18 protein-coding genes are annotated in these 17,466 nt (G+C 74.7%); 8 read left to right on the forward strand and 10 right to left on the reverse strand.

Going from position 1 to position 17,466, the window contains the following annotated elements; translation table 11 throughout:
* The first annotated feature begins 37 nt into the window (after window positions 1-37).
* On the forward strand, window positions 38-748 hold the full coding sequence (locus ACFOYX_RS28450) for a GNAT family N-acetyltransferase (protein ID WP_322439737.1): 711 nt from the start codon (window positions 38-40) through the stop codon (window positions 746-748).
* 63 nt (window positions 749-811) lie between these two features.
* Here ACFOYX_RS28450 and ACFOYX_RS28455 read toward each other — a convergent pair whose 3' ends face one another.
* Complete coding sequence (locus ACFOYX_RS28455) at window positions 812-2,971, reverse strand: APC family permease (RefSeq protein WP_322439738.1); 2,160 nt, start codon at window positions 2,969-2,971, stop codon at window positions 812-814.
* Between the two features lie 105 nt (window positions 2,972-3,076).
* On the reverse strand, window positions 3,077-4,042 hold the full coding sequence (locus tag ACFOYX_RS28460) for a DMT family transporter (RefSeq protein ID WP_377534548.1): 966 nt from the start codon (window positions 4,040-4,042) through the stop codon (window positions 3,077-3,079).
* 97 nt (window positions 4,043-4,139) lie between these two features.
* Here ACFOYX_RS28460 and ACFOYX_RS28465 point away from each other — a divergent pair, with 97 nt between their 5' ends.
* Window positions 4,140-4,853 carry an HAD family hydrolase gene (locus ACFOYX_RS28465; RefSeq protein ID WP_322439740.1) on the forward strand — a complete coding sequence of 238 codons (714 nt, stop codon included), beginning with the start codon at window positions 4,140-4,142 and terminating at the stop codon, window positions 4,851-4,853.
* Between the two features lie 66 nt (window positions 4,854-4,919).
* On the opposite strand, the gene ACFOYX_RS28470 is transcribed toward ACFOYX_RS28465, so the two are convergent.
* Both ACFOYX_RS28470 and ACFOYX_RS28475 read right to left on the reverse strand, forming a co-directional pair.
* Window positions 4,920-5,435, reverse strand: a complete 516-nt coding sequence (locus ACFOYX_RS28470) for a hypothetical protein (RefSeq protein WP_109800046.1) — start codon at window positions 5,433-5,435, stop codon at window positions 4,920-4,922.
* Between the two features lie 97 nt (window positions 5,436-5,532).
* Window positions 5,533-6,402: a PhzF family phenazine biosynthesis protein gene (locus tag ACFOYX_RS28475; RefSeq protein WP_322439741.1), complete on the reverse strand. Its 870-nt coding sequence runs from the start codon at window positions 6,400-6,402 to the stop codon at window positions 5,533-5,535.
* Between the two features lie 33 nt (window positions 6,403-6,435).
* Here ACFOYX_RS28475 and ACFOYX_RS28480 point away from each other — a divergent pair, with 33 nt between their 5' ends.
* From ACFOYX_RS28480 to ACFOYX_RS28490, 3 genes are all read left to right on the forward strand, one after another.
* Entirely contained in the window at window positions 6,436-7,722 is a 1,287-nt protein-coding gene (locus tag ACFOYX_RS28480) for a magnesium transporter MgtE N-terminal domain-containing protein (protein ID WP_109800044.1), read from the forward strand.
* Window positions 7,715-8,323: a DUF1003 domain-containing protein gene (locus ACFOYX_RS28485; RefSeq protein ID WP_322439742.1), complete on the forward strand. Its 609-nt coding sequence runs from the start codon at window positions 7,715-7,717 to the stop codon at window positions 8,321-8,323. The genes ACFOYX_RS28480 and ACFOYX_RS28485 overlap by 8 nt, the downstream gene beginning before the upstream one ends.
* 97 nt (window positions 8,324-8,420) lie before the next feature.
* A complete protein-coding gene (locus ACFOYX_RS28490) occupies window positions 8,421-9,569 on the forward strand; it encodes a P-loop NTPase (RefSeq protein WP_109800042.1) in 1,149 nt (382 codons plus the stop codon).
* 89 nt (window positions 9,570-9,658) lie between these two features.
* Here the strand turns inward: ACFOYX_RS28490 and ACFOYX_RS28495 are convergent, their stop codons facing one another.
* Window positions 9,659-10,084, reverse strand: a complete 426-nt coding sequence (locus ACFOYX_RS28495; RefSeq protein WP_322439743.1) for a preprotein translocase subunit TatB — start codon at window positions 10,082-10,084, stop codon at window positions 9,659-9,661.
* 72 nt (window positions 10,085-10,156) lie between these two features.
* Window positions 10,157-11,467 (reverse strand): trypsin-like peptidase domain-containing protein, encoded by a 1,311-nt coding sequence (locus ACFOYX_RS28500; protein ID WP_322439763.1) that lies wholly within the window; start codon window positions 11,465-11,467, stop codon window positions 10,157-10,159.
* A gap of 255 nt (window positions 11,468-11,722) precedes the next feature.
* Between ACFOYX_RS28500 and ACFOYX_RS28505 the strand changes: the two genes are divergently transcribed.
* On the forward strand, window positions 11,723-12,331 hold the full coding sequence (locus ACFOYX_RS28505; protein ID WP_201749459.1) for an O-methyltransferase: 609 nt from the start codon (window positions 11,723-11,725) through the stop codon (window positions 12,329-12,331).
* 40 nt (window positions 12,332-12,371) lie between these two features.
* On the opposite strand, the gene ACFOYX_RS28510 is transcribed toward ACFOYX_RS28505, so the two are convergent.
* Both ACFOYX_RS28510 and ACFOYX_RS28515 read right to left on the reverse strand, forming a co-directional pair.
* Window positions 12,372-13,841 (reverse strand): leucyl aminopeptidase family protein, encoded by a 1,470-nt coding sequence (locus tag ACFOYX_RS28510; RefSeq protein ID WP_322439744.1) that lies wholly within the window; start codon window positions 13,839-13,841, stop codon window positions 12,372-12,374.
* A gap of 144 nt (window positions 13,842-13,985) precedes the next feature.
* The gene (locus ACFOYX_RS28515) at window positions 13,986-14,153 is read right to left on the reverse strand and encodes a DUF3117 domain-containing protein (protein ID WP_007455245.1); all 168 of its coding nucleotides are present in this window, start codon (window positions 14,151-14,153) and stop codon (window positions 13,986-13,988) included.
* 187 nt (window positions 14,154-14,340) lie between these two features.
* On the opposite strand from ACFOYX_RS28515, the gene ACFOYX_RS28520 reads away from it, so the two are divergent.
* A complete protein-coding gene (locus ACFOYX_RS28520; RefSeq protein WP_109800038.1) occupies window positions 14,341-15,159 on the forward strand; it encodes a PaaX family transcriptional regulator C-terminal domain-containing protein in 819 nt (272 codons plus the stop codon).
* Between the two features lie 4 nt (window positions 15,160-15,163).
* Window positions 15,164-15,955: an enoyl-CoA hydratase-related protein gene (locus ACFOYX_RS28525; protein WP_322439745.1), complete on the forward strand. Its 792-nt coding sequence runs from the start codon at window positions 15,164-15,166 to the stop codon at window positions 15,953-15,955.
* Between the two features lie 32 nt (window positions 15,956-15,987).
* Here the strand turns inward: ACFOYX_RS28525 and ACFOYX_RS28530 are convergent, their stop codons facing one another.
* Together ACFOYX_RS28530 and ACFOYX_RS28535 are read right to left on the reverse strand one after the other, a co-directional pair.
* A complete protein-coding gene (locus tag ACFOYX_RS28530) occupies window positions 15,988-16,740 on the reverse strand; it encodes an SDR family NAD(P)-dependent oxidoreductase (protein WP_109800036.1) in 753 nt (250 codons plus the stop codon).
* Window positions 16,741-16,804: 64 nt separating this feature from the next.
* Complete coding sequence (locus ACFOYX_RS28535) at window positions 16,805-17,425, reverse strand: hypothetical protein (protein ID WP_322439746.1); 621 nt, start codon at window positions 17,423-17,425, stop codon at window positions 16,805-16,807.
* Between the last annotated feature and the right edge of the window lie 41 nt (window positions 17,426-17,466).

Below are 17,466 nucleotides of genomic sequence, written 5' to 3' on the forward strand. Positions count from 1 at the left end.
GCACCGAGGCCGGCCGACCGGCGACGCCGAGACCGGAGTGCCGGCCGGAGAGCTGCGGGTGGGCGGCGCGGACGCGGAACTGTCGGCCCGGCTCGAACGGGAACTGACCGCCTACAACAACGCGGCGACCGGTGCGGACGACGAGGCCGACCTGTCGGTGCGGGTCACCGGACCGGACGGGGAGCTGGTCGGCGGGCTGACCGGCTGGACCTGGGGCGGCCGCGCGGGCGTCAACACGCTGTGGGTGCGGGCGGACCGCCGGCACCAGGGCTGGGGTGGCCGGATGCTGCGGGCCGCCGAGGAGGAGGCCCGGCGGCGGGGCTGCACCGAGGTCTCGCTGTCGTCGTTCTCCTTCCAGGCGCCGGACTTCTACCGGCGGCACGGCTACTCCGACACCGGGATCCGGGACGGCATCCCGGGCGGCCACGTCGACCACCACTTCTGGAAGTCACTGGGGCACGACCCGGCCGCCGCGGTGCGGCTGGTCGCCCTGGTGGAGTTCGGCACCGACGCGGTCGAGGCCGGCCAGCGGTACGAGGACACGGTGCTCGCCCTGCTCGGGCGGCACGACGGGCGGCTGGAGCGGCGGCTGCGCACCGGCGACGGGCGGAGCGAGGTGCACGTGATCCGATTCGCCACCCGGGCCGGCTACGGGTCGTTCCTCGCCGACCCGGAACGGGCCGCGCTGCGCGCCGTGCTCGGCGACGCCGCGCCGGTCACCCGGGTGCTGGAGGTCCGGGACGTCTGACCGACCGGGCGGCGGCCGGACGCCGAGGCGGTCGCGGAGCACTTCGCGGCGTACCTGTGAGCCTCAGTCGGAGATGTGCACCGGAACGCTGGTGACCACCACTCCCGGCAGCGCCCGCAGCGCGGACCGCAACCGTTGCTCGGCCCGGCTGTGCAGCAGCCGGTGCCAGCGGCGACGCAGCACCACCTCCGGCACGATCACGGTCAGCGTCAGCTCGGCCCGGGCGGCGTGCAGCGCCTCCAGGTAGTGCGCCAGCGGCCCGATCACCGTCCGGTACGGCGACACGATCGTCTCCAGCCGCACGTGGTCACCCCAGGCCCGCCACTGCTCACGGAACCGGTCCGCCTCGGCGTCCTCCGGGGCGATGTGCACCGCCAGCGTCGGCTGGCCCAGCGAGGCCGCGTACGCCAGCGCGCGCAGCGACGCCCGGTTCAGCCGGGCGACCGGCACGATCACCAGGTGGCGTACCTCCTGGGGCAGCTCCTCGCCCTCGGCGGGCCCGGCGCGGGCCGCGGACCCGGCGGCCGGCGGCGGGTGCAGCGCCAGCGCCCGGTGCAGCGCCGCGTAGTGCCGCTGGATCCGGTGGAAGAGCAGCACCAGCAGGGGCACGGCGATCACCACGACCCAGGCGCCCTCGGTGAACTTGGCGACCGCGGCGGTCACCAGCACCAGCCCGGAGAGCGCGGCGCCGACGGCGTTCAACGCCAGCCGGTGCCGCCAGCCCCGGCCGCGCCGGCGTCGCCAGTGCACCACCATGCCGGCCTGGGACAGGGTGAAGGCGAGGAAGACCCCGACCGCGTAGAGCGGGATCAGCGACTCGGTGTGCCCGCCGAACACCACGAAGATGACCGTCGCCGCGAGGGAGAGCGCGACCAGTCCGTTGCTGAACGCCAGCCGGTCACCCATGTGGAGGAACCGGCGGGGGGCGTGCCCCTCCCGGGCCATGAAGAAGAGCAGCCGGGGGAAGTCGTTGAACGCGGTGTTCGCCGCCAGCAGCAGGATCAGCGCGGTGGTGGCCTGGAGCAGGGGGTACCACGGGCCGGTGGGGAAGGTGACCCGGCCGAGCTGGGAGAGCAGGGTCTCGCCTGGCCGGGGCACCAGGCCGGTCAGGTGGATCAGGACGACCAGCCCGGCGAAGAGGACCACCAGCATGCCGACCATCCAGCCCAGCGCGGTGCGGGCGTTGCGCCACTCGGTCGGGCGGAACGCCGGCACCGCGTTCGACACCGCCTCGATGCCGGTCATCGACACCGCACCCGAGGCGAACGCGCGCAGCACCAGCAGCAGCCCGAGGCCCTCCGCCGCCGGCACCGCCGGCGGGGACGGTGGCGCGAACCCCCGGCCCGCCGCGCGCAGGTAACCGACCACCAGCAGCGCCGCGAGGGTGGCCACGAAGGCGTACGTGGGCAGCACGAAGATGTTGCCGGCGGTACGGACCCCGCGCAGGTTCCCGGCCAGCAGCACCGCGATCACCAGCACGCCCAGCGGCACGGTGGCCGGGGCCATCCCGGGCAGCGCCGAGGTGACCGCGTGCACGCCGGCCGCCACCGACACCGAGACGGTCAGCACGTAGTCGAGCATCAGTCCGGCCGCGGCGGCGAGCCCCGCCGTGGCGCCGAGGTTGTCACCGGCGACGATGTAGGAGCCGGCACCGTGCGGATAGGCCGGGATGGTCTGCCGGTACGACAGCCCGACGCCGATCATCAGCACGACCAGCAGGGCGGCCAGCGGCAGGGAGAGCCCGAGCGCACCGCCGCCGGCCAGCACCAGCACGGTCAGCATCGCCTCCGGTCCGTACGCGACCGAACTGAGCAGGTCCGAGGAGAGGACCGGCAGGGCGACGAGCTTCCGCATCCGCTCGTACAGCACGGCGGAGCTGCGCAGCGGCGGGCCGAAGAGCGCCTGCCGGAGCCGGGTCAACCCGCGCCCCAGCCGGGAGCCGGGCAACTGTGCCGGCTCGGTGGCGACCAGTTCGTCCGGCTTCTCGACGATGAACATCTCGATCGGCGCCAGCCGGCCGAAACGGCTCGGCGCCGGCCGGCGCCCGTGGCGGCCCAGCGTCGGGTCGACCGGCAGCTCGTCCGGCCGGCGCGGGCTGCGCCAGCGGTCGCCGATCCGGCGCAGCGCCGCCCGCTCGTCCGGCGCCAGCGGGGGAAACTCGGCCGAGGGCGTGACGACGGTGCCGCGCTCGGCCTCGTCGTCGCCCGCCCGCTCCTGCGCCATTCCCACCCCCTCCCCCCGCACTTTCACGGAAAGCCGCCCCTCCGGCTGGGGAATGGCCACTCTTGGCGGAATCCGCGGAGCCGCCTCAGGGGAGGTCGGCGGGGCTCAGTCGGCGAGGGGTGCGGGGTCGGCGGGCAGGGGCACCGGGGCGGCTCGGCGGGGGGCACGGGCGCCGGCGAGGACCACCACGACGACGCCGGCCAGCAGCAGGGCCAGGCCGGGCAGCGCCAGCGGCCGAGGCAGCTGGCCCAGCCACACCCAGCCGATCAGGGCCGCGCCCGGGGCCTCCAGCAGGATCAGCACGCTGACCGTGGTGGCGGAGATCCGGCGCAGGGCGTAGTTGAACATCGAGTGGCCGAGCAGCTGCGCGCCGGCCACCAGGGCCAGGATGGCCAGCCAGGTGCCGCCGTCGTAGCCGTGCAGGCGTACCCCGCCGACCAGGCAGACCACCAGCAGGATCAGCGAACAGACCCCGTAGCAGATGGTGGTGTAGGTGGTGGTGCTGATGGTGGCCCGGGCCCGCTCGCCGAAGGCGGTGTAGACGGCGGCGAACATCCCACCCGTCACGGCGAGCAGGTCACCGGCGAAGGCCCGGCCGGAGGCGCCGAAGTCGGCCCCGGTGGCCAGCCCCGCCCCGACCACCGCCACCGCGATGCCCGCCCACACCGCCGGTGGCAGGCGCCGCCCCTGCCAGCGGGCGATCAGCCCCTGCCACACCGGCTGCGTCGCGCCCAGCGCGGTGGCCGCGGCGACCGAGGTGAGCTGTGCGCTCGGCATCCAGGTGGCGAAGTGCGCGGCCAGCGCCACCCCGGACAGTACGCAATACAGCCCCTCCCGCCGGCCGGCGCCGACGGCCAGCGCGCGGAACTCCGCCCGCCGCCGGACCAGCGAGAACGGGCCGAGCACGGCCACCGACAGCAGGTTCCGCCAGAACGCCACCGCGAGGGCGGGGGCGGCCGCGAAGGCGATCAGCGGGGCGGAGGACGAGACGGCCGCGACGGCGACCACGACCACGCCGACGGTCAGCGGGTCCAGGGGCGGGCGGTGCGGAACGGAGGACACGGAGAGCAATCCTCACACGACACCGGACAGCACGGACCGTCAGCACTCCGTTACGATCATGCCCGTCCGCGCCGGCGACCCCCCTCGACGCCCGGAGGCGCTCCCCATGCCCAGGTTCCAGGCGGTGCTGTTCGACTTCTTCGGCACGCTCACCCGGTCGGTGCAGCGTGGCGCGGCCCACCGCTGGACCGCCGAGTTGCTCGGCTGCCCGAGCGACACCCTGGTCGAGGTCCTCGACCGCACCTACTACCAGCGGGCCAGCGGGCTGCTCGGCAGCGCCGAGGCGACCCTGCGCTGGGTCTGCGACCAGGCCGGCGTGCACCCGTCGGACCTGGCGGTACGCGCCGCCGTCGCGTCCCGCCACCGGGCCGTACGCGCCGACACCCGGCTGCGCGACGAGGCGGTGCCGGTGCTGGCCGGGCTGCGTCAGCGGGGCGTACGCACCGGGCTGATCAGCGACTGCACCCACGAGCTGCCGGCGTTCCTGCCCCAGCTGGCGATCGCCCCGTTGCTGGACGTCCGGGTCTTCTCGGTCCAGGTGGGGCGCTGCAAGCCGGACCCGGCGCTCTACCTGGCCGCGTGCCGGCGGCTCGAACTGGCCCCGGCCGACTGCCTCTACGTGGGCGACGGCGGCAGTCAGGAACTCACCGGCGCCCAGCGGGCCGGGATGACCGCCGCCCGGCTGACCGCGCCGGACCTGGCCGGACACATGGTCTTCAACGCCGAGCGGGGCTGGGCGGGGCGGGTGCTGACCTCGCTGACCGAGGTGCTCGAACTGGTCGACCCGGCCGTCGAGCCGATCGCCTGCGCCGTCCCCTGACCCGGCCGTCGGTGTCGGCGTCGGGCGCCCGGCGCCGGTGCGTCGGGTGCCGGGCGGCGCTCCGGGTCAGCGGCGGCGGACCTTGTGCAGCCGGAACGGGCTGCGCGTGGCCCGCACCACCGGGGCCGGCCGGGGCTCCTCCGCCAGCGACTCCGCGGGCAGGTCGGCGCCCGTGGCGGGCGCGCCGGCCGGCGTCAGCCGGTTCAGCGCGCAGCCCTCGGCCGCCCAGCGGTCGACCAGGCCGGCCGAGGGACCGGGCGCGTTCAGCCGCTTCGCCGCGACCAGCGGCGCGGCCGTGGTCCACTCCTCGGTGCCGGGCCGCAGCCGGGTCACCCGGGCCGGCCAGGTGACGATCCGTCCGCCGTGGTCGCCGCGCAGGGTGACCCGGGCCTCGGTGGCGTCGGCCAGGCCGGGCGCGGACTGCTCGCCGGGCCCGGTGACCACGAGGAGCGCGCCGTCGAGCGGCAGGCACCACAGCCCGTACGCCGGCCCGTCCGCGACGCTCACCCAGCAGACGGCCGCCTTCTTCACCGCCTCGTCGACCAGCGGCGTCGTCTCCCGGCCGTCCAGCTCGTCCGTCACCCGGACATCCTCTCGTACGCCGCCGGCCGGGCCGGCGGGGACCGTCAGCCGCACGCTATCGCCCACCCCGGCGTCGTGGGCGGCTCCGGTGGCCCGGTCAGCCCACGAAGGGCGGGACCGCGATCTCGCCGCGCGCCACCGGCATCACCTGGCCGGCCACCGTCGCGCCCACCGCCACCCCGCCCGCCGCGGTGACCGTGCAGGCCAGCGCGGACGGCCGGTGGATCTCGACGCCCTGGCGGACGCCGTACTCCGAGCGGCCCTCGCCGGGCAGCAGCCCGCTGGCGACCAGCCAGACGCCCAGCCCGAGGGCGGCCGAACCGGTCGCCGGGTCCTCCGGCACGCCGAGGCCCGGCACGAAGACCCGGGCGTGCGCGGTTTGCGTGTCGGCGTCCCAGGAGAAGACGCTGACGTGCTCCACGCCGTACCGCTCCGCCGCCGCCGCGTTCACCCGGGCGCGGGCCACCGCGTCGGGACGTACCGGAAGGTAGGGGAACTCCAGGCCGCAGCCGGCCACCCGCGGCGCGGGGCCGGCGTGGTCGGCGGCGGTGAGGCCGGCCATCTCCAGCAGCGGCTCCGGATCCAGCTCGGGCCCGAGGGTGGGCGAGCCGCCGGTGAGCGTCGCGCCCGTCGCGGTCACCTCGATCGGCAGCACGCCCGCGCCGCACTCCTGGGTGACCCGGCCCACCTCGAACATGCCGCGGCGGCTGGCGGTGACCGCGGCGCCGACGCTCGGATGCCCGGCGAACGGCAGCTCCTCGGCCGGGGTGAAGATCCGCGCGCGGTAGGTCGCCCCGACCTGAGTGGGCGACAGCACGAACACCGTCTCGGACAGGTTGAACTCCAGCGCGAGCGCCTGCATCTGCTCGGTGGCCAGCCCTTCGGCGCCGAACACCACGGCCAGCGGGTTGCCGGCAAAGGGGCGATCGGTGAAGACGTCCACGATCTCGTAGGCCAAGGTCGACATGTTGATAAACACTAGGCGCTTAGGCTGGTGCCCGTGAGCACGCCGAACCGGGTCTACATCGCCCGACTCGCCGGAGTCGCCGTCTTCGACCCGAACGGTGACCAGGTGGGCCGGGTGCGCGACGCGGTGGCCCGGCTCCGGCCGACCCAACGTCCGCCCGAGGTGGTGGGGCTGGTCGCCGAGATGCCGATGCGGCGGCGGATCTTCCTCTCCATCAACCGGATCACCTCCATCGACGCGGACGCCGTCGTGCTCGGCAGCGGCACCCTCAACCTGCGCCGCTTCGAGAAGCGCCCGAACGAGCTGCTGGTGCTCCAGGAGCTGCTCGACCGGCGGGTGCAGCTGGAGCCGGGCGGCCAGGCGGGCACGGTGGTCGACGTGGCGATGGAGCACAGCCGGGGCGGCGAGTGGGCACTGACCCGGGTCGCGGTCCGCGAACACACCGGCCGGCTCACCCGCCGTGGGCACCTGCACCAGGTCGAATGGGACCGGGTGCGCGGCCTGAGCGACATCGCCGCCAACCGGGGTACGGCCAACCTGCTCGCCGTGCTGGAGGACATGCGCCCCGCCGACCTGGCCAACGCCCTGCAGGACCTGCCCGACGCCCGGCGCAACGAGGTGGCGGCCGCGCTGGACGACGAGCGGCTGGCCGACGTGCTCAGCGAACTGCCCGAGCACGACCAGGTGGAGATCCTGGCCGCGCTGGACCGGGAACGCGCCGCGGATGTGCTGGAGGAGATGGACCCGGACGACGCCGCCGACCTGCTCAACGAGCTGCCCCCGCCGGAGCAGGACGTGCTGCTCGACCTGATGGAGCCGGACGAGGCCGACCCGGTCCGTCAGCTGCTGCGGTACGCCTCGGGCACGGCCGGCAGCGTGATGACGTCGGAGCCGGTGATCCTGCCGCCGGACGCCACCGTCGCGGAGGCGCTCGCCCGGATCCGGGAGGAACAGCTCTCCCCCGCCGTGGCCGCGCAGGTCTTCGTGACCCGGGCGCCGCTGACCACCCCCACCGGCCGCTACCTGGGCATGGTCCACTTCCAGCGGCTGCTCCGCGAGCCCCCGGCGGACCTGCTCGGCGGGGTGGTGGTCAACGACATCGACCCGCTCCGGCCGACCACGCCGCTGCCCGAGATCACCCGCCGGATGGCCACCTACGACCTGGTCGCCATGCCGGTGGTCGACCGCAGCATGCGGCTGGTCGGCGCGGTCACCGTGGACGACGTGCTGGACCACTCACTGCCCCGCGACTGGCGGGACCGGGACGCCGTACCGGCCCCGCCCGCCGCCCACACCGGGCCGGACGGCGCCAATGAGTGACCAGCGGCGGGCCGAGCGGCTGGACCAGCCGCGCGAGCCCCGGGGCGTCAAGCTGCCCCGGTTCGACCCGGAGGCGTTCGGCCGGTGGTCCGAGGGCATCGCCCGGGGCATGGGCACCGCGAACTTCATCGTCTACATGACCGTGGTGATCGCGGCCTGGTTCGCCTGGAACACCCTCGCCCCGCCCGACCTGCGCTTCGACCCGTACACCTTCACGTTCCTGACCCTGGTGCTGTCGTTGCAGGCCTCGTACGCGGCGCCGCTGATCCTGCTCGCGCAGAACCGGCAGGCGGACCGGGACCGGGTGGCGCTGGAGGAGGACCGGCGGCGGGCCACCGCGCAGAAGGCGGACACCGAGTACCTGGCCCGGGAGATCGCCGCGCTGCGGATCGCGATGGGCGAGGTGGCCACCCGGGACTTCCTCCGCTCCGAGCTGGCCCGGCTCGCCGAGGAGCTGGACGAGGCGGCACAGCGCCGGCACAAGCTGGAACGCCGGCAGCAGGAGCGCGCCTCCCGCGGCAGCGGGGGCGAGCCGCTCGACGAGCCCCGCGACGACCTGGACGGCGACTTCGCCGCCCGGGACGGCCGCCCGGAGGGCTGAGCCCGGTCCAACCGCCCGCCGACGGGTGCGATCGATTCGCTCACACCGGCCCCCGCCAGCGGCGGCCGCCGATGACCACCGACGTAACATTGCCCGCATGTCAGCACCCGTCAGCACCGTCTCCGACGCGATCCAGGCCGCCCTGGCCACCGTCAACGACCCGGAGATCCGTCGGCCGATCACCGAGCTGGGCATGGTCCGCTCCGCGGTGGTGGGTGACGACGGCGTCGTCCGGGTCGAGTTGCTGCTCACCGTGGCCGGCTGCCCGCTGAAGGACAAGCTGCGCACCGACATCACCGCCGCGGTGGCCGCGGTGGCAGGCGTGACGGGTGTCGAGATCGAGTTCGGCGTGATGAGCCCCGAGCAGCGCCAGGAGCTCCAGTCGAAGCTGCGCGGCGGCGGTGCCACCCAGGAGCCGGTCATCCCGTTCGCCCAGCCCGGCTCGCGCACCCGGGTGTACGCCGTGGCCAGCGGCAAGGGTGGCGTCGGCAAGTCCAGCGTCACGGTCAACCTGGCCGCCGCGCTGGCCGCCCGCGGCCTCGCCGTCGGCGTGGTCGACGCCGACATCTACGGCCACTCGGTGCCCCGGATGCTCGGCGCCGAGGGCAGCCCGACCCGGGTCGAGGACATGATCATGCCGCCGCAGGCGCACGGCGTGAAGGTCATCTCGATCGGCATGTTCACCCCGGGCAACGCGGCCGTGGTCTGGCGTGGCCCGATGCTGCACCGGGCGTTGCAGCAGTTCCTCGCCGACGTGTACTGGGGCGACCTGGACGTCCTGCTGCTGGACCTGCCCCCGGGCACCGGCGACATCGCCATCTCGGTGGCCCAGCTGCTCCCCAACGCGGAGATCCTGGTGGTCACCACCCCGCAGGCCGCGGCCGCCGAGGTCGCCGAGCGGGCCGGCGCGATCGCGCTGCAGACCCACCAGCGGGTGGTCGGGGTCATCGAGAACATGTCCTGGATGGAGCTGCCGGACGGCTCCCGGGTGGAGGTCTTCGGCGCCGGCGGCGGCGAGGCGGTCTCCGAGTCGCTGAGCCGGACCATCGGCGCGCAGGTGCCGCTGCTGGGTCAGATCCCGCTCGACACCCGGGTGCGCGAGGGCGGCGACGCCGGCATCCCGATCGTGCTGGCCGAGCCGGACGCCCCGGCCGCCAAGGCGCTCAACCAGGTCGCCGACCGCCTGGCGGTCCGGCGTGAGTCTCTCGTCGGCAAGCCGCTGGGCCTCAAGCCCGCTGGCCGCTGACCGACTGACGAAGGGGCACCCCGTGACGGGGTGCCCCTTCGTCGTGTCTGGAGCGGGGGGAAGCAGGGAGAGAAGGAACGGCCCGACGGTCAGGTGGCGTCGTCGTAGCTGGGGCGGGGGGCCGGGGCGGGCGCGGTGCCGCCGGTGGCCGTGGCCGGGCGGGTGCCGTTGCCCCGCGGGTCCGCGGCGTTCGCGACGTCCTTCAGCTCGTTGTGCACACCGGTCACGTCCGAGCGCAGGTTGTCGTACACGCTCTGCAGGGGCTTCCGGATGGCCTGCTCGTCCTCCTCGGTGAGCAGGTGCTTCCGGATGAACGCCTTCGGGTGCAGATCCTCCAGCTGGATGTCGGTGCCCAGCTCGCGGCTCAGGTCGCCGGTGGCGTTGCGGGCCATGTTGCGCAGGTTGCGGACCATCCGGAGGCCGTCGTTGATCACGGTGGGCAGCCGGTCCCCGAAGATCAGCAGCGCCAGGAGCAGCAGCGCGCCGATCTCCCACCAGTTCAGGTTGTCGAGCACTCCGGCCTCCTCGTCCGTGTCACGGCAAGACTACGCACGTCGGGGGCCGGTCCGGGAGGGGGTGACCGCTGCTCACTTCGCATCTGCGGCGAGCGTCACCGAGGCGTTCTGGCGGGCGGATCCCCGCCGGTACTCGACCGTCACGACCGAGCCGGGCGCGTACTTGCGGACCAGCGCGACCAGATCCGTCGGCTCGGTCATCGGCCGGCCGTTCAGCCGCAGGATCACGTCGCCGGCCTTCAGCCCGGCCGCCGCCGCCGGGCCGGACGGCTCCACCGCGTTGAGGCGTACGCCGGTGCCGGCCGCCGCGCCGGTGCCGCCGACCTGGGCGCCGATCACCGTACGCCGGGCCTTGCCGGTGCCGATGATGTCCTGGGTGACCCGTTTCGCCTGGTTGATCGGGATGGCGAAGGCGAGGCCGATGTTGCCGGCCTCCTGCCCGTCGGCGACCAGCGACTTGATCGTCGAGTTCACCCCGACCACCCGGCCGGCCCCGTCGACCAGCGGGCCGCCGGAGTTGCCGTGGTTGACCGCCGCGTCGGTCTGGATCGCCGCGTAGTAGCGCACCGGGCCACCCGGCTCGCCGGCCTGCATCGTCCGGTCCAGGGCGCTGACGATTCCGGCGGTGACCGTGTTGGCCAGCGAGAGCGGCGAGCCGATGGCGAGCACCGGGTCGCCGACGGCCAGCGCGTCGGAGTCGCCGAACTCCACCGGCTTGAGCCCGGTACGGGACACCTTGATCACCGCGATGTCCGACTCCGGGTCCTGCCCGACCACGGTCGCCGGGGTGGAACTGCCGTCGTCGAAGACCACCGTGGCCTTGCCGGAGCCGCCCGCCACCACGTGGTCGTTGGTGATCACGTGCCCGTCGGCGCTGACGATGAAGCCGGAACCCTCGCTGATCCCGCCGAGGCTGGCCACCCGGACGGTGACCACGCTGGGCAGGACCCTCTCGGCGACGCCGGCCAGCGACTCCGGCTTGCGCTGGGCCAGGGCCGGGGCCTCGGCGGGACCGCCGCCGAGCACGCTGGCGCCAGCCCCGCCGTGCAGGAAGGCGTAGGTCAGGGCGCTGCCGAGCGAGCCGGCCAGCAGGGCGGTGAGGAGCGAGATCAGCACGACCTGCCGCAGCTTCGGGCGGCCGGGGGCGTCCGGGTCGGTGACCGGCTCCGGCTCGCCGCCGTCGGTGGGGAGGGCCGGCACCACCACCGCGGCGGGGGCGTACGGGTCGCGCCACGGGTCGGCGAGCGCGTCGGACCACCAGGGCGACGCCTGGTCGCCCCCGTACGGCCCGGGCGGGGAACCGGACGCCGGCCGTCCCGCCGGTGCCGGAGTTCCGCCGGGCTGGCGCCAGTCCCAGCCGTCGGTCACGTCGGTGCCTCCCAGTCCGTCCCGCATCCCGCGCCGCGATCCGACGGAGCCGTCCGGCAACGCCACCCGGGATACCGTCCAGGATTGCACGGATGCCCCGGGTGGAGTCAGCGGTTGCCGCCCGTGATCGTCAAGCGACGGACTCGCGGCTGCGCCCGTCGGGTCCCGCCTCTAGGCTCATACCGCCAACCCGCCCCCCGCACCACTCCCGCCGCCCGGAGGTGTCCCATCGCCACGGTCGCCAGTTCCGGCAACTCGACGGCCCAGGCCCTGCAGTTCGCCGAGTCCTACGTCACCGAGGATCTGGTGCTGCGGACCGCCCGCAGCCTCGCCCGCGAGGTGGGCGTCGACGCGGTGACGCCGGGCGCCGGCGCCGCGCTGCGACTGCTCGCCGCCGCCGGCAACGCCCGGGCGGTGGTGGAGATCGGCACCGGCACCGGGGTCAGCGGCGTCTGGCTGCTGCGTGGCATGCGGCCCGACGGGGTGCTCACGACCATCGACGTGGAGGTGGAGCACCAGCGGATCGCCCGCCGGATCTTCGTCGAGGCGGGGTTCGCGTCCGGGCGTACCCGGATCATCACCGGCCGGGCCCTCGACGTGCTGCCGCGGCTCGCGGACGGCGTCTACGACCTGGTCTTCGTCGACGCCGAGGCGACCGGCTTCACCGCCTGCGTGGACGCCGCGCTGCGGCTGCTGCGACCCGGCGGGGTGCTCGCCCTCAACGGCACCCTGGCCGGCGGGCGGATCGGCGACCCGGCCGCCCGCGACGTCGAGACGGTCACCGTCCGGGAGACGATCAAGGCGATCCGGGAGTCGGAGCACTGGATCCCCGCGCTGCTCCCGGTCGGGCACGGCCTGCTCGCCGCCGTGAAGTGCTGAGCCGACCCCGCGCGCGGCGGGCCGCCGGGCGCGGGCGCCGTCAGCCCAGCGTGGCCAGCCAGCGCAGCAGCCCGCGTACGCCCCAGCCGGTGGCGCCCCGGGTCAGTTCGGCGTCGTCGTCCTCCGCCCAGGAGGGGGCGGACATGTCGACGTGCACCCAGCGGTCCCGCAGGTCGCCGGTGAACTCGCGGAGGAAGAGCGCGGCGGTCACCGAGCCGGCGCCCTGGGCCGGGGAGCTGTGCAGGTCGGCGAGGTCGCTGCCCAGGTACTCCACGTAGTCGGCCGGCAGCGGCATCCGCCAGGCGGCCTCACCGGCGGCGTCGATCGCGGCCAGCAGGTCCCCGGCGAGCTGGTCGTTCTCGCTGTAGAGGGCGCCGTGCCGCTTGCCGAGGGCCACCGCGTTCGCGCCGGTCAGGGTGGCCAGGTCGACCAGCAGGTCGGGTTCGAGCTCCTGCACCGCGTACGCCAGCGCGTCGGCGAGCACCAGCCGCCCCTCGGCGTCGGAGTTGGTGGTCTCGCTGGTCAGGCCGCCGTAGTGGCGGATGACGTCGCCGGGCCGGAACGCGGACCCGCTGACCATGTTCTCGGCCAGCGGCGCCAGCGTGGTGATCCGCACCGGCAGCCGGAGCGCGGCGGCGCCCAGGGTCGCGGCGAGCACGGCGGCGGCGCCGGCCATGTCCTTGCGCATCAGCTTCATCGCCGGCACCGGCTTGATCGAGATGCCGCCGCTGTCGAAGGTGATCCCCTTGCCGACCAGTACGACATGGGTGGCCGCGTCCGCCGGGCGCCAGTCCAGCTCGATCAGGCGGGGGCCGCTGGCCGAGCCCCGGCCGACGGCGAGGATCCCGCCGAACCCCTCGGCCGCCAGCTCCTCCGGCTGACGTACCCGCAGGGTCAGGTCGGCCTGACCGGCCACGGCCGCCTCGACCTGCTCGACGAACCACTGCGGGTTCTTCAGCGAGGAGGGGGTGTTGGTCAGGTCCCGGGCCAGCCGGGTCATCTCGGCGGTGGTCCGGGCCGCCGCCAGGGTCGGGGCGAGCGCGTCCGGGTCGCCCACCACGACGTCCACCTCGGCCAGCGCGGGCGCCCCGCCGGCCTCGGTCATCCGGAACCGGTACGACCCCAGCAGCAGCCCCTCGGCGAGGCCGCGCAGCGCCGCGGCGTCGGCCGGCAGCATCACTGTGACGTGTGTCTCATCCTTGGCGGCCCGGGCGAGCGCAGCTCCGGCGATCCGCCAGCCCCGCTCGTCGCCCTCGCCGACACCGAGCAGCATCAGCCGCTGCGGTGTCCCGCCGGGTCGCAGGTGTTCGTGCAGTTCGCCGGCGCGCCCGGCCAGCCGCGTGGCGGGCAGCAGGGCGTCGGCCTCGGCGAGTACGTCGCCGGGAGCCGGCGGCGCGGTCGGGACCGGCGCGGCCGGGACGTCCGGTCCCTCGGCCGGCCCGACGGGACGAATGGGCAGGACGAGGGTGTCGAGCCGCTCGGGCCCGTTCACCAGACGAATGGCCAGCACGCTGGACCGTACCTCCAGAAAGTTCGCGAAGCGGGACAGACCGCCGCTTCCCGGCTTGTGAAGGCCCTGAGCCACCGGCTGGGCCGGTGGCTCAGGGCAAGACGAACCGTCCGCACGGCGCACGCCGTGCGGACCGCTCCTCGATCAGCCGGCGGCTGCCTTCAGCGCGTCACCGAGCGCGTTGGCCTCGTCGGGAGTCATCTCGACGACGAGCCGGCCACCACCCTCCAGCGGGACCCGCATCACGATGCCCCGGCCCTCCTTGGTGACTTCCAGCGGACCGTCGCCCGTCCGCGGCTTCATCGCCGCCATGTTGTCTCCCCTCAGACCTACACCAGGGTCGGTGGGTTGCCCCACAGCCATTTCGCCATCACCGCCGCAGCCTTCGCGGGGTGTCGACAACGATTTTCCCTGATGAACACCGCCGGACCCAAACCGAAGCAGCATTGATGTAACAGCATCTAGCTTATCTTGGATAGGCCTGTCACAATGTGCGGTCATGCAGGCACGGTCGGCACTCTTCGACCTGTACGGCGACCACCTTCGGGCGAGGGGTGGCCGCGCACCCGTCGCCGCCCTGGTCAAGCTGCTGGCGCCGCTCGGGATCGCACCACCGGCCGTGCGCACCGCGGTCTCCCGGATGGTCCGCCAGGGCTGGCTCGACCCGCTCCGGCTGGCCTCCGGACCGGGATATTCGATCACGCCGAAGGCGGCCCGCCGGCTCGACGAAGCGGCCGCCCGGATCTACCGGACCGGACGGGTCAGCTGGGACGGACGGTTCGATCTGCTGGTCCTGGAGGCCCCCGCCTCCCGACGGGACCGCCAGCGGCTCGCCGCCAACCTGACCTTCCTCGGCTACGGCACGCTCGACGACTGCACCTGGGTGGCCACCCGCCCCGGCGAGGACGTGGACGTCCTCCTCGCCGAGGCCGGCGTGCGCTACGAGCGGTTCACCGCCGCGCACGCCGCCGGCACCCCCGGGGCGATGGGCGTGGTCCGCCGCGCCTGGGACCTCACCGAGATCGGCCGGGCGTACGAACGGTTCGTCGCCGAGCAGAAGCCGCTGCTGACGGGCGTGACCGTACGCAGCAGCGACGAGGAGGCGTACGCCGCCCGATTCCGGCTCGTGCACGCGTGGCGTACCTTCCTCTTCCGGGACCCGCAGCTCCCCCCGGCGCTGCTCCCCGAGCGCTGGCCGGGCACCAGCGCGGCCAGTTTCTTCGACCGACACGCGGCCCGGCTCCGGCCGGCCGCCGACCGGTACGTCGAGCAGTGCCTCGACGCCAACAACCGCCTCGCCCGACAGAAGGGTCGTTGAGAACGTGACCGAGCCGCTGCTCGTCGATCGCACCGACGCCGTCGTCACCCTGATGCTGAACCGCCCGACCGCGATGAACTCGCTCGACGTGGCGCTCAAGGAGGCGCTCCGGGACACCCTCGCCGAGCTGGAGAGCGACCGCTCCTGCCGGGCGGTCGTGCTGGCCGGAGCGGGCGGGTCGTTCAGCGCCGGGCAGGACCTCCGCGAGCACGTGCAGACCCTGGAGGCGGCCGACGCCGACCCGCTGGCCACCGTGCGGGCCCACTACAACCCGATCGCCGCCCGGCTGGCCAACCTGCCCAAGCCGGTGGTCGCCGCGGTCCGTGGCATGGCGGCCGGGGCCGGCGCCTCGCTGGCCTTCCTCGCCGACTTCCGGATCGGCGGCCCGAAGACCCGATTCCTGATGGCCTTCGCCGGGGTGGGACTCGCCGCCGACACCGGCGCCTCCTGGACCCTGCCCCGGCTGGTCGGCCACGCCAAGGCCGTCGAACTGCTGATGCTCGCCGAGCCGGTGGGCGCCGAGGAGGCCTGCCGGCTGGGCCTGCTGAACAAGCTGGTGGACGACGACGAGCAGGTGCTGCCCACCGCGCAGGAGCTGGCCGCCCGGCTCGCCGCCGGCCCGACCGTGGCGTACGGGGCGATCAAGCGGCAGCTCTCCATCGCCGATGCCGGCACCCTCGCCGACGCCCTCGCCGCCGAGGCGCAGGCCCAGTCGATCTGCGGCGCCACCAGCGACCACAAGGCCGCCACCATGGCCTTCGTGAACAAGCAGAAACCGGTCTTCGAGGGACACTGACCCGCGCGGCGCCGCCCGCGCACCGGTGGCGGTCAGCGGGCCACGTAACCGCCGTCGACCGGGACGGTGTGGCCGGTGATCCAGGCGGCCTCGTCCGAGGCGAGGAAGGCGACCACCCCGGCCACGTCGTCCGGCGTGGGGATGCCCGGCTTCGGGTTGAACGACTCCATCTGCCGGCGCATCTGCCCCGGGTCCGGCGCGCTGTCGATGAAGTGCTCCACCAGCGGGGTCAGCAGCACCGTGGGAGCCACCGCGTTGACCCGGATGCCGCGGGCCGCGTACTCGATCGCCGCCGAGCGGGTCAGGCCGACGATCCCGGCCTTGGTGAAGGTGTACGGGGAGATGTTCTCCTGAGCGGCCAGCGCCGTGGTGGAGGAGGTGTTCACGATCGCCCCACCGCCGCCGCGCAGCATCGCCTCGATGCCGTACCGGAGGACGAAGAAGACACCGTCGCCGTTGACCCGGCGCACCCGCTCCCAGTTCGCCACGTCCATCTCGTGCAACGGCTGCTGCTGCCCGTCGATGCCGGCGTTGTTGAAGATGACGTCGATCCGGCCGTACCGCTGCGCGGCGTCGGCGATGCCCTGCTCCACCGAGGCGGCCTCCCCGGTGTCCATGGTCACCGCGTACCCGTCGGGAAGCCCGGCCGCGACCCGCTCGGCGCCCTCGGCGTCGATGTCGGCGACCACCACCTTCGCGCCCTCGGCGGCGAACCGTCGCGCGGCCGCCTCGCCGAGCCCGGACGCCCCGCCGGTGACGAGCGCGACCCTGTCCTGGAACCGCATCGCACCCCCTCGGGGGACCGGCCGGCGCCGGCCCTCCCCGGCACCGTAACCGGGCGCCGGCCGGTCAGTCGTCCTCTTCGGGATCCTGGTTGGCCTCCTGCCCGAGCACGAACGCCTGCATGGCCAACTCGTCGCCGGAGGGCGAGACGAACGCCGGCAGCTCGCGCGGCCCCAGCTCCTGCACGTACGCCCAGAACAGCTGGACCGCCTCGGCGGGCGAGGCCGCCTCGATCGGCAGGTCCAGGCTGACCAGCCAGGAGCGACGCGCCGGCGGCGGGCCGAGCCGGTCGGCCAGCTCCCGCCAGGTGGCCGCGTCCAGCCCGGTCACCGGCCCGTCGAGGGCCAGGCCGTCCGCCGGCACCGGCTCGTCGAAGACCCGCCGGGTGTACGTCACCACGAGCGCGCCCGGACCGGCCTCGGACTGCGGGTCGTCGGGATCCTCCCGGGTCTCGGCGGTGGCCGCGGCGACCCGACCGAGCGCCACCAGCCGGGGCGGCGCGTCGACCAGCACCGCGACCGGGTCACCGGGCCGGGGCCGGGCGGACCCGTCCAGCCCGGTCAGCTCCAGGGTGTCGTGGTGCACGAGCCGCTCGGCCTCGTACCGCTCGGCGGGCAGCAGCACCGCCCAGGCGCCGGGCCCGCTGCCGTCGATCGTCCCGCTCGAGCGGACCTCGGTGTCGGTCATGGTCCAATCCCATCACGCCGGGTCGGGGCCGGCGTCGTCAC

This window comes from Micromonospora sp. GCM10011541 (genome assembly GCF_042650725.1).
GTDB classification, from domain to species: domain Bacteria; phylum Actinomycetota; class Actinomycetes; order Mycobacteriales; family Micromonosporaceae; genus Micromonospora; species Micromonospora sicca.